This window comes from Actinophytocola glycyrrhizae, assembly GCF_042653545.1.
GTDB lineage: Bacteria > Actinomycetota > Actinomycetes > Mycobacteriales > Pseudonocardiaceae > Actinophytocola > Actinophytocola glycyrrhizae.
The window spans coordinates 119371-132755 of record NZ_JBHSIS010000025.1; the positions used below are offsets into that span (position 1 = coordinate 119371).

Below are 13385 nucleotides of genomic sequence, written 5' to 3' on the forward strand. Positions count from 1 at the left end.
ACTTTCGGGGTGTTCCCCGCTCGCTATTTCGGAGGCAGGCTCGTCCGGTGATCAAAGCAAAGAGATTCGCTGCCCTGGCAGCGGTCGCGGGAGTCGTGCTCAGTGGGGTGGCCGCAACGTCGGTCGCTTCCGCCGCGCCGACAGAAATACCCGAATTCACTCCAGAACCCATCCAATGGGGTGAATGCGACAATCCGCGGCTCGTGCAGGCAGGCGCCAAATGCGGCTTCCTCGACGTCCCGCTCGACTACGCGCAGCCGGACGGCGAGATGATCAAGCTCGCGGTGTCCCGCGTGACGCACAAGAGCCCGGACGCCGCGTACCAGGGTCCGATGCTGGTCAACCCGGGCGGCCCGGGCGGCTCCGGCCTCATCTACTCGGTCTTCGGCGACTTCGTGCCGGACGGCGGCGGCGACGCGTACGACTGGATCGGCTTCGACCCGAGGGGTGTCGGTGCCAGCCGTCCTTCGCTTTCGTGCATTCCGGACTACGACGGTTACAACCGGCCGTTCTTCGTGCCGATCACGCCCGATCTCGAGCGGACGTGGCTGACGCGGTCGAGGAATTACGCGGACGCGTGCGGTGAGAACGGCGGGAAACTGCTCGAACACATGACGACCGTCGACTCGGCGAACGACATGGAGAGCATCCGAAAAGCACTCGGCGCCGAGCGGATCAACTACTACGGGTTCTCCTACGGCACCTATCTGGGTCAGGTGTACGGCACGCTGTTCCCGGCCCGTCTCGCCCGCGTCGTGTTCGACGGCAACGTGAACCCGAAGCGGGTCTGGTACGACGCGAACCTCGACCAGGACGTCGCGTTCGACCGCAACATCAAGGTCTACTTCGACTGGGTCGCGAAGTACGACAGCGTGTACCACCTCGGCGCCACCGGCCGTGCGGTCGAGGCGCTGTTCTACCGGAAGCAGGCCGAACTGCTGCGTGCCCCCGCCGGTGGCGTGATCGGCCCGGACGAGTGGACCGACATCTTCCTGCAGGCCGCGTACTACGTGTACGGCTGGGAGGACATCGCGAGCGCGTTCGCGGGCTTCGTCCACGACGGTGACTGGGAGACGCTGCGGGACCTGTACGGCACGCCGCCGTTCGACGACAACGGCCACGCCGTGTACCTCGCGGTGTCCTGTACCGACAAGCAGTGGCCGACGAACTGGAACAAGTGGCGCGTCGACAACTGGCTCACCTTCGCCCGCGCGCCGTTCGAGACGTGGGCCAACGCGTGGTTCAACGCCCCGTGCGCCTTCTGGCCCGCCGCGGCGGACACGCCGGTGACGATCGACGGCCGCGGCGTCGGCAGCGCGCTCCTGCTCAACGAGACGCTCGACTCGGCGACGCCGTACTCCGGTGCCATCGAGGTGCGCAAGCTGTTCCCGAACTCGGTGCTCGTCGAGGGTGTCGGCGGCACCACCCACTCGGGGTCACTCTCCGGAGTCGAGTGCTCGGACAGCATCGTCACCGAGTACCTGAAGACGGGTGCGCTGCCCGAGCGCAAGCCGGGCGACGGCTCCGACGTCCAGTGCGACCCGGTGCCGCAGCCGGTTCCCTCCGGTGCGACCGCTGACAAGCGGGCCGCGTCGGCGCCGTCGGCCGACCTGCGCGCCGAACTGGCGGCCGCCGTTCCCCGGTAAGGGTTTCGAGCGCGGAACGGGCGCTCCCGGGGTGCCCGTTCCGCGTCACACCCATCTCGGTTGAGTGAGTTTGCATGAGCGTGCATAATCATCCACGTGACGATCCGAATCGCCGTGGGTGGTGCCAGCGGGTACGCCGGGGGTGAGTTGCTCCGGCTGCTGCTCGGCCACCCTGAGGTGGAGATCGGGGCGCTGACCGCGGGCGGCAACGCGGGCACCGCGCTCGGCGCGCACCAGCCCCATCTCCTCCCGCTCGCGGACCGCGTCCTCGCCGAGACGACGGCCGAGCAGCTCAGTGGCCACGACGTGGTGTTCCTCGCGCTGCCGCACGGGCACTCCGCCGAGATCGCGGCCCGGCTGGGCCAGGACACGCTCGTGGTCGACTGCGGCGCCGACCACCGCCTGGAGAACGGCGAGGACTGGACCCGCTGGTACGGCGGCGAGCACGCGGGCACCTGGCCCTACGGCCTGCCCGAGCTGCCCGGTCACCGCGCGAAGCTGCGGAACGCCACGCGGATCGCCGTCCCCGGCTGCTACCCGACGGGCGCGTCCCTCGCGCTCGCCCCGGCACTGGCGGCGGGCATGGTCGAGCCGGACGTGGTGATCGTCTCGGTCAGCGGCACGTCCGGCGCGGGCAAGTCCCTCAAGCCGCACCTGCTCGGCTCCGAGGTCATGGGCTCGGCCAGCGCGTACGGCGTCGGCGGCACGCACCGGCACACCCCGGAGATCGCCCAGAACCTGGGGAAGGTCGCGGGGGAACAGGTCGCCGTGTCGTTCACGCCGGTCCTCGCGCCGATGCCGCGCGGCATCCTGACCACCGCGTCCGCACCGCTGAAGCACGACGCGGACCCGGACGAGGTCTACCGCAAGGCCTACGCCGACGAGCCGTTCGTCCACGTCCTCGAGAACGCGTGGCCCGCGACCGCCGCCACGCTCGGCTCCAACGCCGTGCAGCTGCGCGCGACCGTCGACCGCGACGCGGGGCGTCTCGTCGTGGTCGCCGCGCTCGACAACCTGACCAAGGGCACGGCGGGCGCGGCCGTCCAGTCGATGAACATCGCACTCGGCCTGCCGGAGACCACCGGCCTTTCCACCGTGGGAGTGGCACCGTGACCATCAACAGCCCCAAGGGCTTCCGGTCCTCTGGGGTCGCCGCCGGGATCAAGGAGAACGGCAACAAGGACGTGACCCTCGTGGTCAACGACGGCCCGCTCGACGTGGCCGCTGGCGTCTTCACCCGCAACAAGGTGAAGGCCGCGCCCGTGCTGTGGTCCCAGCAGGTCCTGGCGACCGGCCGGGTGAAAGCGGTCGTGCTGAACTCGGGCGGCGCCAACGCCTGTACCGGCCAGGAAGGCTTCCAGGACACCCACGCGACCGCCGAGCACGTCGCCGCGACGCTGGGCATCGGCGCGATCGACGTCGCCGTCTGCTCCACCGGCCTGATCGGCGCCCGCCTGCCGATGGACAAGCTCAGGGCGGGGGTCACCGCCGCAGCCGCGCGGCTGGCCGACACCGAGGAAGCGGGTGTCGACGCCGCCACGGCCGTCATGACCACCGACAGCGTGCCCAAGCACGCCGAGTCGGTCCAGGACGGCTGGGCGCTCGGCGGTTTCGCCAAGGGCGCAGGCATGTGCGCGCCGAACATGGCGACGATGCTCGCGGTCATCACCACCGACGCGGTACTCGACCGGTCCGGGCTGGACGCCGCACTGCGGGCCGCGGTGAACGTCACCTTCAACGCGCTCGACGTCGACGGCGGCACGTCCACCAACGACACCGTGCTGCTGCTGTGCTCCGGCGCGTCCGGCAGGGAAGTCCCCGTCGAGGAGTTCACCGACAAGCTCACCGGGCTGTGCCGCGACCTCGTCGCCCAGCTGCAGGCCGACGCCGAGGGCGTCACCAAGCACGTCACGATCACCGTGCGCGGTGCCGTCAGCGACGCGGAGGCGGCCACGACCGCGCGGACCGTCGCGCGTGACAACCTCTGCAAGACGGCGTTCTTCGGCTCCGACCCGAACTGGGGTCGCATCGCGATGGCGGTCGGCAACGCACCGGTCGGGTTCGACCCGGCGAAGCTGGACATCACGATCAACGGCGTCGTGGTCTGCGCGGCCGGCGCGGCGGGGGAGGACCGGTCGAAGGCGGACCTGTCCGGCCGCGACATCACCGTCGAGATCGACCTGCACGCCGGGCCGGGCAACGCGACCGTGCTGACCACCGACCTGTCGCACGGCTACGTCGAAGAGAACAGCGCGTACTCGTCATGACCATCCCGCAGGCAGCGGAGAAGGCCGCGGTCCTGATCGAGGCACTGCCGTGGCTGCAACGGTTCCACGGAGCGACGGTCGTCGTGAAGTACGGCGGCAACGCGATGGTCGACGACGAGCTGAAGGCCGCGTTCGCGCAGGACATGGTGTTCCTGAAGCTGTGCGGCCTGCACCCGGTCGTGGTGCACGGCGGCGGCCCGCAGATCACCGCCATGCTCAACCGGCTCGGCATTCCCGGCGAGTTCAGGGCGGGCCTGCGTGTCACCACACCGGAGACCATGGACGTGGTCCGGATGGTGCTCACCGGTCAGGTGTCCCGCGAGCTGGTCGCGCTGATCAACGCGCACGGCCCGTACGCGGTCGCGATCTCCGGCGAGGACGCGCGCCTGCTCACCGCGCAGCGCCGCACGGCCACCGTCGACGGCACGGAGGTCGACCTCGGTCTCGTCGGCGAGGTCATCGCCGTGAACCCGGACGCGGTGCTCGACATCGTCCACGCGGGCCGCATCCCGGTCGTCTCCACGGTCGCCCCGGACTCCGACGGCCTGGCGCACAACGTGAACGCCGACACCGCTGCCGCCGCGATCGCGGTCGCGCTGGAGGCCGAGAAGCTCGTCGTGCTGACCGACGTCGAGGGCCTGTACACGGACTGGCCGAACAAGGACTCGCTGCTGCACCAGGTCCGCGCGGACGAGCTGGAGCGGCTGCTGCCAGGGCTTGCCAGCGGCATGATCCCGAAGATGGAGGCGTGCCTCGCCGCCGTGCGCGGCGGGGTGCCACGCGCCCACGTGATCGACGGCAGGCTCGCCCACTCGGTGCTGCTCGAGGTGTTCACCGGCAGCGGCGTCGGCACGATGGTCCTGCCCGAGGAGGAGAACCAGTGATCGGCTCCAATGTGGACGGCCAGGCCAGGTGGCAGGCGTCCCTCATGGACAACTACGGAACGCCGGCACTCACGCTGGTGCGCGGCGAGGGCGCGTACGTCTGGGACGCCGACGGCAACCGGTACCTCGACCTCGTAGCGGGCATCGCGGTCAACGCGCTGGGCCACGGGCACCCGGCGATCGTGGCCGCGGTGACCGAGCAGATCCAGACGCTGGGCCACACCTCGAACCTGTACGTCAACCAGGTCACCGTCGAGCTGGCGGAGGAGCTGCTCGACGTGGCCGGGCTCACCGGCCAGGCGAAGGTCCTTTTCTGCAACTCGGGTGCGGAGGCCGTCGAAGCGGCCGTGAAGCTGTCCCGCCTCACCGGCCGCACCAAGCTCGTGGCCTGCGACGGCGCGTTCCACGGCCGCACCATGGGCGCGCTCACCGTCACCGGCCAGCCCGCCAAGCGGGCGCCGTTCGAACCGCTGCTGGCCGGTGTCACGCATGTGCCGTTCGGCGACGTCGACGCGCTGCGTGCCGCCGTGGACGACGAGACGGCCGCGGTGTTCGTCGAGCCGGTGCTCGGCGAGGGCGGCGTGCACCCGGCCCCGGCCGGCTACCTGCGGGCGGCGCGGGAGATCACGACCAGGACCGGCGCGCTGCTCGTGGTGGACGAGGTACAGACCGGGATCGGCCGCCTCGGCACGTGGTTCGCGTTCCAGCAGGCAGGCATCACCCCGGACGTGGTCACGCTCGCCAAGGGCCTCGGCGGCGGGCTGCCCATCGGTGCCTGCATCGGTGTCGGCGCGGCGGGCGACCTGCTCGGGCCCGGCCAGCACGGCACCACGTTCGGCGGCAACCCCGTCTGCTGCGCGGCCGGGCTCGCGGTGCTGCGCACCATCGCAGCGGACGGTCTGTGCGAGCACGCGGCCACCATGGGCAAGGAGATCACCGCCGGGGTGGAGGCACTCGGGCACCCGCTGGTCACCGAGGTGCGGGGGAGCGGTCTGCTGCTGGCCATCGGGCTGGCCGAGCCCGTGTCCGGTGCCGTCGCGAGTGCCGCGCTCAAGGCCGGTTACCTGGTCAACAACGTGCAGCCGGACTCCGTGCGGCTCGCGCCACCGCTGGTCCTCGACGCCGAGCAGGTGCACGGGTTCCTCGACGCCCTGCCGGGCGTCCTCGACACCGCACGGGAGGCGTGACGTGGTCCGGCACTTCCTGCGCGACGACGACCTGACACCCGGCGACCAGCTCGCCGTACTCGACCTCGCCGACCGGATGAAGGCCGACAAGCTCGGCTTCACCCCGCTCACCGGGCGGTCCGTCGCGACGATCTTCGAGAAGAACTCCACCCGCACCCGCCTTTCGTTCGAGGTAGGCATCAACCAGCTCGGCGGCCAGCCGATCGTCATAGACGGCCGCACCATGCAACTCGGCCGCGAGGAGACCATCGAGGACACCTCGCGGGTGCTGTCCCGCTACGTCGACGCGGTCGTGTGGCGGACGTACGCGCAGCCCAGGATCGTCGCGATGGCCTCGGCCTCACGGGTCCCGGTGATCAACGCGCTCACCGACGAGTTCCACCCCTGCCAGGTGCTCGCCGACCTGCAGACCATCCGCGAACGGCTCGGCAGGCTCGCCGGCGTCACGCTGACCTACCTCGGCGACGGCGCGAACAACATGTCCCACTCGCTGCTGCTGGGTGGTGCCACCGCGGGGCTGCACGTCCGCGTCGCGCACCCGGAGGGGTTCGCGCCGCTGCCGGACGTGCTGCGCGACGCCGACAAGCGCGCGGCAGGAACGGGCGGCTCGGTGACCGTCCTGTCCGACCCGCACGCCGCGGTCGAGGGCACGGACGTGCTGGTCACCGACTCGTGGACGTCCATGGGACAGGAGAACGACGGCAAGGACCGGGTCTCGCCGTTCCGCCCGTTCCAGATCAACGAGGCACTGGTCGAGCGGGCCGCGCCGGGCGCGATCGTGCTGCACTGCCTGCCTGCCCACCGCGGGTGGGAGATCACCGACGAGGTGCTCGACTGCCCGGCGAGCGCGGTGTGGGACGAGGCGGAGAACCGCCTGCACGCCCAGAAGGCACTGCTCATGTGGGCGGTGGGGGTATGACCGCGGTGTCCAACACGACGCGGGTCGCCAGGCAGGCGAGGATCGTCGAGCTGGTCACCTCGATGGGTGTCCGCAGCCAGACCGAGCTGGCGAAGCTCCTCGCGGGCGAAGGCATCGACGTCACCCAGGCGACCCTGTCCCGAGACCTCGACGAGCTGGGCGCGGTCAAGCTCCGCGGGGTCGACGGCGGCGCCGCCGTCTACGTGATCCCCGAGGACGGCGCACCCGTGCGCGGCGTCCAGGGCGGCACGTCCCGGCTGTCCCGCCTGCTCACCGAGCTGATGGTGTCCGCCGACTACTCCGCCAACCTGACCGTGCTGCGAACACCGCCCGGTGCCGCGCAGTTCCTCGCCAGCGCGATCGACCGGGCCGCCCTGCACGAGGTCGTCGGCACCATCGCGGGCGACGACACCGTGATGGTCATCGCCAGGGAGCCCTTGTCCGGCCAGGACCTGGCGCAACGCTTCACCGCCCTCGCGGCGGGCATGCACGAAGGAGACAACGACGATGAGTGAGCGGATCGTCCTCGCCCACTCGGGCGGTCTCGACACGTCGGAAATTTCGCAGCGAAGAGGGACCAGCATGTCTGAGCCGACTGCCCTGTGGGGTGGCCGTTTTTCGTCCGGACCGGCCGAGGCGATGGCGCGGCTGTCGCTGTCGACCCACTTCGACTGGCGTCTCGCGCCCTACGACATCGCGGGTTCCAGGGCGCACGCGCGGGTGCTGCACAACGCGAAGCTGCTGACCGACGACGAGCTGGCAGGGATGCTCGACGCGCTGGACTCACTGGCCGATGACGTGGCGGCCGGCGCGTTCACGCCCGTGCTCGCCGACGAGGACGTGCACACCGCGCTCGAACGCGGCCTCATCGAACGTGCGGGTCCCGAGCTCGGCGGCAAGCTGCGCGCGGGCCGGTCCCGCAACGACCAGGTCGCGACGCTGTTCCGGATGTGGCTGCGGGACGCGGCCCGCCGGATCGCGGTCGGGGTCGACCACGTCGTGGCCGCGCTGCTGCACCAGGTGGACGAACACCCGACCGCGGTCATGCCGGGCCGGACCCACCTGCAGCACGCGCAGCCGGTGCTGCTCGCACACCACCTGCTGGCGCACGTCCAGCCGCTGCTGCGTGACCTGGACCGCCTGCGGGACTGGGACAGGCGCGCGGCCGTGTCGCCCTACGGTTCGGGTGCGCTGGCCGGGTCGTCGCTCGGTCTGGATCCCGAAGCGGTCGCCAGGGAGCTGGGTTTCGACGCGTCGGCGGAGAACTCGATCGACGGCACCGCGTCCCGCGACTTCGCCGCCGAGATGGCGTTCGTGCTGGCCATGCTGGGCGTGAACCTGTCGCGGATCGCCGAGGAGACGATCATCTGGACGACCGCCGAGTTCGGCTACGCGACGCTCGACGACGCGTGGGCGACCGGCTCGTCGATCATGCCGCAGAAGAAGAACCCGGACGTCGCGGAGCTGACGCGGGGCAAGTCGGGGCGGCTGATCGGCAACCTGACGGGGCTGCTGGCGGTGCTGAAGGCGCAGCCGCTGGCGTACAACCGCGACCTGCAGGAGGACAAGGAGCCGCTGTTCGACTCGGTCGAGCAGTTGGAGCTGCTGCTGCCCGCCATCGCGGGCATGCTCGGCACGCTCACGTTCCACACCGACCGCATGGCGCAGCTCGCGCCCGCCGGGTTCACCCTCGCCACCGACATCGCGGAATGGCTCGTCCGCCAGGGGGTGCCGTTCCGCGTCGCGCACGAGGCGGCGGGGGACTGCGTGCGGGTCGCCGAGACCAGGGGCGTCGGCCTCGAGGACCTGACCGACGAGGAGCTGACCGGTGTGCACCCCGCGCTCTCACCCGAGGTGCGTGACGTGCTGACGGTCGACGGCTCGATCGCCTCCCGCGACGCGTACGGCGGCACGGCTCCCGCACGGGTGGCCGAGCAGCGCGCCCGCGTCACCGAAGTGCTCGCCGACCTGCGAACCTGGTATGCACAATAGTTGTGCAAAGAAAGTGTGCACAGTTATTGTGCACGCATGGACAACCTGCACCTGGACAGCCGCGCCCTGCGGGTGCTCGCGCACCCCCTCCGGGCGCGGCTGCTCAGCGAGCTGAGGCTGAATGGCGCCGCGACCGCCACCCAGCTCGCCGAGCGCCTGTCGACGAACACCGGCGCCACCAGCTACCACCTGCGCAAACTCGCCGAGGTGAACCTGGTCGTCGAAACGGGGGACGGCAGCGGCAAGCAACGGTTCTGGCAGGCCGCGCAGGAAGCACACAGCTGGTCGGAAGCCGACTTCGCGGCCGACCCGGACGCCATGGCCGCCTCCGGCTGGCTGCGGCAGCACTACTTCAGCCACTTCTCCGAGCAGCTCGCCCGGTGGGATGACCAACGGCCGTCCTGGCCGGTCGAGTGGCGCGACGCGGCACACATGTCCGACATGCTGTTCACCGCCACCGCCGAGGAGCTGAGCGAGCTGATGACCGAACTGGAGTCGGTCATGGAGCGCTTCGGCGAGAGGCTCGGCAATGAGCCCCGCCCCGGCGCCCGGCGGGTGTCGGTCCTGCTCAACGCCATGCCCATCGACCCGGACGACAGACCGTGACCGGCACCCAGGCACGCAACCGCTACCTGTTCCTGCTCGCCCTGCGCTGGTTCCCGGTCGGGCTGTGGGTGCCGCTCGTGGTCCTGCTGCCACTCGACCGCGGCCTGACACTCGCGGAAGCCGGCCTGGCGGCGTCACTGCAGGGCTTCGTCGTCCTCGCACTGGAGCTGCCGACCGGCGGCCTGTCCGACTCGTGGGGCCGTCGCCCGGTCCTGTTGCTCTCGTCGGTCATCGGCCTGGCCTCGGTCACCGTCCTGGTGTTCGCGGACACCTTCGCCATGTTCGCCCTGGTCTGGGTGTTGCAGGGCGTCTACCGCGCGCTGGACAGCGGCCCGCTCGAGTCCTGGTACGTCGACGCGACGCTGGCAGCCGACCCGGACGCGAAGCTGGAGCGCGGGCTCTCCGCGGGCGGCACGGTGGCGGGCGCCGCCATCGGCACCGGCGCGCTCGTCACCAGCGGGATCGTGGCGTGGATCCAGGTGCCCGGCGTGCCCACGCTCGTGCAACCCGTCCTGCTCATCCTCGCCCTGCAGCTCGCCGGGTTCGCCGCCCTCGCCCTGCTGGTCCGCGAGGCCCCGCACCCCGATGGCAAGCGCTCGCTGCTCGCGTCGGTCCGCGACGTGCCCAGGGTGATCGCCGAGGGCGCCGGCATCGTCCGGCGCTCCCGCGTGCTGCTCTGCCTGCTCGGGGTGTCCCTGTGCTGGGGCTTCGGCATGGTCACCTTCGAGGTGCTGATGCCGGTCCGCCTGTCCGAACTGGTCGGCGGTCCGGAGCGGGCGGCGGAGCTGGCCGGCCCGGTCGGTGCCGCCGCCTGGTTCGTCAACGCGCTCGGTGCCGGGGCGATCCCGCTGCTCACGGCACGGATCGGGGTCGGGCGGACCGCGGCCGTGCTGCCGTTGCTGCAGGGCGCCGCGATCGTGACCATGGGACTGGTCGCCGGTCCCGCCGGGGTCATCGTCGCCCACCTGGTCTGCTACACCGCGCACGGCGCGAGGGGGCCGGTCAGCATGACGCTGCTGCACCGGGAGGTCACCAGCGAGCACCGGTCGACCGTCATGTCGATGAGCTCGATGGTCTGGCAACCGGCGGGCGCACTCGGCCAGATCGTGCTCACCCAGGTCGCGACCGGGGTCTCGACCGGCTTCGCGATCGTCGTCGGCGGCGTGGTGCTGGCCATGGCGGCGCCGCTGTACCTGCCCGCGATCCGTGCCGAGCGGCGCGAACCGGCGCCCGTATAGGGTCGAACACATGTCCGTTCCCGGTGCCGCGCCACTGGGCCGGCAGCTCACCAGGCAGGAGCTGGCGGTCGACCCCCTCGCTGCCGCGAAGCTGCTCCTCGGCTGCGTGATCGAGGCCGGTGACGTGCGGGTACGCCTCGTGGAGGTGGAGGCCTACCGGGGCGGCGACGACCCGGCCTCGCACTGCTACCGCGGCAGGACCCCGCGCAACGAGGTCATGTTCGGCCCGGCCGGTCACCTGTACGTGTACTTCGTCTACGGCATGCACTTCTGCGCCAACGTGGTCTCGCTGACCGACGGCGTCCCCGGCGCGGTGCTGCTGCGCGCGGGGGAGGTCGTCGGCGGACTGGAGGTGGCGCGGTCCCGGCGGCCCGCGTCCCGCAGCGACGCCGAGCTGGCGAAAGGCCCCGCCCGGCTCACGTCCGTGCTGGGGCTGGCACGCGGCGACAACGGCGCCGACCTCACCGACCCGGACTCGCCGGTCCGGCTACACGCGGGCGACCCGGTGCCCCGGGAGCGGATCCTCGCGGGCCCCCGCGTCGGCGTCGCCGTCGCCGTCGACGTTCCGTGGCGGTTCTGGATCGAGGGCTCACCGGCCGTGAGCGTGTACCGGCGAGGTGGAAAACGCCGGGTCAGAGCTGTTCGCTGACGTCCTCGCGGTGCGGTGGCAGCGGCTTGCGAGGCTCACGGACCCCCGCTCCGCCGTCATCGGGGATCTCCACCCACACGGTCACCGGGTCCCACCGGTGCAGCGGTGTCCTCGGCGGCGGGGACTGCCGGACCACCACACCGTGCATCACGGGGTCGGGCGCGTCGGGATCGGGACCCTGCAGCAGCAGCCCGTGGTCGTGTCCCAGCAACCACGCGTTGAGCGCCTGCATGCCCCGGAAGTCCGGGACGTAGATCGGCTTCGACAGCGTTCATCACCCGTGTTCAGGATACTCGCGCGACGGTGCCGATGCCGGTAGGAGAGTATTGGTGACCGTGACGGAGCACATCCTCGACGAGCTGTCCTGGCGCGGGTTGATCGCGCAGTCCACTGACCTCGACGCGCTGCGGCGCGACCTCGACGCCGGTCCGCTGACGACCTACGTCGGGTTCGACCCGACCGCGCCGAGCCTGCACGCCGGGAACCTCGTGCCGTTGCTGATGCTCAGCAGGCTCCAACGGGCCGGTCACCGGCCGATCGTGCTGGCCGGCGGCGCCACCGGCATGATCGGCGACCCGCGTGACCAGGGCGAACGCACCCTGACCACGCTGGACACGGTGGCCGAGTGGGCGGGCCGGATCCGCGGCCAGCTCGAACGGTTCGTCGACTTCGACGACTCGCCGACCGGCGCGGTCGTGGTCAACAACCTGGACTGGACCGGCGGCATGTCCGCGCTGGAGTTCCTCCGCGACGTCGGCAAGCACTTCTCGGTCAACGTGATGCTGGCCAGGGAGACCGTGCGGCGCCGCCTCGACACCGACGGGATGTCGTACACCGAGTTCAGCTACCTCCTGCTGCAGTCCAACGACTACCTGCAGCTGTTCCGGAAGTACGGCTGCTCGCTGCAGATGGGCGGCTCCGACCAGTGGGGCAACATCCTCGGCGGGGTGGAGCTGGTCCGCAGGATCGAGGGCGCGTCCGTGCACGCGCTCACGGCACCGCTGGTCACCGACGCCGAGGGCCGCAAGTTCGGCAAGTCGACCGGCGGCGGCAACGTGTGGCTCGATCCCGGGATGACCTCGCCGTACGCCTGGTACCAGTACTTCGTGAACGTCGGGGACGCCGACGTCGTCCGCTACCTGCGGCTTTTCACCTTCCTACCGCGCGAGGAGATCGAGGCGCTGGAGAAGGACACCGTCGAGCGCCCGCACCTGCGTGCCGCGCAGAAGCGCCTGGCCGCCGAGTTCACGACGCTCGTGCACGGCGAGCACGCCACCGAGCAGGTGGTGGCCGCGAGCGGTGCGCTGTTCGGCAGGGGGGAGCTGCGCGACCTCGACGAGTCGACGCTGGACGCCGCCATGGCCGAGGTGCCGACCGGTGCGGCGCGCCTGGCGGACAAGCCCACGATCGTCGACCTGCTGGTGTCGTCCGGGCTGGCCGACAGCCGGGGCGCCGCGCGCCGCGTCGTGAAGGAGGGCGGGGCGTACGTGAACAACCAGAAGATCGCCGACGAGGAGTGGACGCCGGCCCCTGGCGACCTCCTGCACGGCCGGTGGCTCGTGGCCCGTCGCGGCAAGCGGAACACCGCGGGAGTCAAAATGGCCCCCTGACCTGCGGAAACGCACGTTAAGGGGGGTGGGTGAAACGGGGTTTTCGCGGGCGTGTAACTTTCTCTCTGCCAGCGCGGAACGGGCCGGAAAGCCGAAAGGCCAGACCGGAACGGAGCGAAGGCAGGGGGGTCACGAACCAAGCTCTCACGCAGGTGATAGAGTGGGTGACCTCAGGCCGAGAGAGATCGAGGCCGATGCTAAGCTTGAAACAAGCCCCCAGAAGATAGCTCTTGCAGTTTCGGACGGGTGTGCGTGTGTTGTTTGAGAACTCAACAGTGTGCCGATTCAAAATGCTAGTGAGCTTGTGCCTGGCCTCTTTTGGTAGAGCTAGGTATATATTGCTGGGATTTGTTTCTCTTCATACAAAGCATTGTTGGAGAGTTTGAT

At 70.7% G+C, this 13385-nt stretch carries 13 protein-coding genes; 12 read left to right on the plus strand and 1 reads right to left on the minus strand.

The window, feature by feature from the left end:
* The first annotated feature begins 47 nt into the window (after nucleotides 1–47).
* From ACFPCV_RS36680 to ACFPCV_RS36730, 11 genes are all read left to right on the plus strand, one after another.
* Complete coding sequence (locus ACFPCV_RS36680) at nucleotides 48–1646, plus strand: alpha/beta fold hydrolase (RefSeq protein ID WP_378061910.1); 1599 nt, start codon at nucleotides 48–50, stop codon at nucleotides 1644–1646.
* Between the two features lie 96 nt (nucleotides 1647–1742).
* Complete coding sequence (gene argC / locus ACFPCV_RS36685) at nucleotides 1743–2759, plus strand: N-acetyl-gamma-glutamyl-phosphate reductase (RefSeq protein ID WP_378061912.1); 1017 nt, start codon at nucleotides 1743–1745, stop codon at nucleotides 2757–2759.
* On the plus strand, nucleotides 2756–3913 hold the full coding sequence (gene argJ, locus ACFPCV_RS36690; protein WP_378061914.1) for a bifunctional glutamate N-acetyltransferase/amino-acid acetyltransferase ArgJ: 1158 nt from the start codon (nucleotides 2756–2758) through the stop codon (nucleotides 3911–3913). The genes argC and argJ overlap by 4 nt, the downstream gene beginning before the upstream one ends.
* On the plus strand, nucleotides 3910–4797 hold the full coding sequence (gene argB / locus ACFPCV_RS36695) for an acetylglutamate kinase (RefSeq protein WP_378061916.1): 888 nt from the start codon (nucleotides 3910–3912) through the stop codon (nucleotides 4795–4797). The genes argJ and argB overlap by 4 nt, the downstream gene beginning before the upstream one ends.
* 44 nt (nucleotides 4798–4841) lie before the next feature.
* Nucleotides 4842–5984: an acetylornithine transaminase gene (locus ACFPCV_RS36700; protein ID WP_378061943.1), complete on the plus strand. Its 1143-nt coding sequence runs from the start codon at nucleotides 4842–4844 to the stop codon at nucleotides 5982–5984.
* Between the two features lies 1 nt (nucleotide 5985).
* Nucleotides 5986–6903, plus strand: a complete 918-nt coding sequence (gene argF, locus ACFPCV_RS36705; protein WP_378061917.1) for an ornithine carbamoyltransferase — start codon at nucleotides 5986–5988, stop codon at nucleotides 6901–6903.
* Nucleotides 6900–7418 carry an arginine repressor gene (locus ACFPCV_RS36710; RefSeq protein ID WP_378061919.1) on the plus strand — a complete coding sequence of 173 codons (519 nt, stop codon included), beginning with the start codon at nucleotides 6900–6902 and terminating at the stop codon, nucleotides 7416–7418. The genes argF and ACFPCV_RS36710 overlap by 4 nt, the downstream gene beginning before the upstream one ends.
* A 67-nt stretch (nucleotides 7419–7485) precedes the next feature.
* On the plus strand, nucleotides 7486–8895 hold the full coding sequence (gene argH / locus ACFPCV_RS36715; RefSeq protein ID WP_378061920.1) for an argininosuccinate lyase: 1410 nt from the start codon (nucleotides 7486–7488) through the stop codon (nucleotides 8893–8895).
* Nucleotides 8896–8931: 36 nt separating this feature from the next.
* Nucleotides 8932–9501, plus strand: a complete 570-nt coding sequence (locus tag ACFPCV_RS36720; RefSeq protein ID WP_378061922.1) for a winged helix-turn-helix domain-containing protein — start codon at nucleotides 8932–8934, stop codon at nucleotides 9499–9501.
* Nucleotides 9498–10739 carry an MFS transporter gene (locus ACFPCV_RS36725; RefSeq protein WP_378061923.1) on the plus strand — a complete coding sequence of 414 codons (1242 nt, stop codon included), beginning with the start codon at nucleotides 9498–9500 and terminating at the stop codon, nucleotides 10737–10739. The genes ACFPCV_RS36720 and ACFPCV_RS36725 overlap by 4 nt, the downstream gene beginning before the upstream one ends.
* A gap of 10 nt (nucleotides 10740–10749) precedes the next feature.
* Nucleotides 10750–11388 carry a DNA-3-methyladenine glycosylase gene (locus ACFPCV_RS36730; protein WP_378061925.1) on the plus strand — a complete coding sequence of 213 codons (639 nt, stop codon included), beginning with the start codon at nucleotides 10750–10752 and terminating at the stop codon, nucleotides 11386–11388.
* Here the strand turns inward: ACFPCV_RS36730 and ACFPCV_RS36735 are convergent.
* Nucleotides 11372–11620 (minus strand): hypothetical protein, encoded by a 249-nt coding sequence (locus ACFPCV_RS36735; protein WP_378061927.1) that lies wholly within the window; start codon nucleotides 11618–11620, stop codon nucleotides 11372–11374. The two genes, ACFPCV_RS36730 and ACFPCV_RS36735, sit on opposite strands and share 17 nt — an antisense overlap.
* Nucleotides 11621–11723: 103 nt before the next feature.
* Between ACFPCV_RS36735 and tyrS the strand changes: the two genes are divergently transcribed.
* Nucleotides 11724–12998 (plus strand): tyrosine--tRNA ligase, encoded by a 1275-nt coding sequence (gene tyrS / locus ACFPCV_RS36740; RefSeq protein WP_378061945.1) that lies wholly within the window; start codon nucleotides 11724–11726, stop codon nucleotides 12996–12998.
* Nucleotides 12999–13385: the final 387 nt, after the last annotated feature.

What these genes read in the sequence shown, in the direction of transcription:
- ACFPCV_RS36710 (WP_378061919.1), top strand. Translation starts at nt 6,900, where the DNA reads ATGACCGCGGTGTCCAACACGACGCGGGTCGCCAGGCAGGCGAGGATC.
- ACFPCV_RS36730 (WP_378061925.1), top strand. Translation starts at nt 10,750, where the DNA reads ATGTCCGTTCCCGGTGCCGCGCCACTGGGCCGGCAGCTCACCAGGCAG.
- argB (WP_378061916.1), top strand. Translation starts at nt 3,910, where the DNA reads ATGACCATCCCGCAGGCAGCGGAGAAGGCCGCGGTCCTGATCGAGGCA.
- ACFPCV_RS36720 (WP_378061922.1), top strand. Translation starts at nt 8,932, where the DNA reads ATGGACAACCTGCACCTGGACAGCCGCGCCCTGCGGGTGCTCGCGCAC.
- argH (WP_378061920.1), top strand. Translation starts at nt 7,486, where the DNA reads ATGTCTGAGCCGACTGCCCTGTGGGGTGGCCGTTTTTCGTCCGGACCG.
- ACFPCV_RS36700 (WP_378061943.1), top strand. Translation starts at nt 4,842, where the DNA reads ATGGACAACTACGGAACGCCGGCACTCACGCTGGTGCGCGGCGAGGGC.
- ACFPCV_RS36735 (WP_378061927.1), bottom strand. Translation starts at nt 11,620, where the DNA reads ATGCAGGCGCTCAACGCGTGGTTGCTGGGACACGACCACGGGCTGCTG.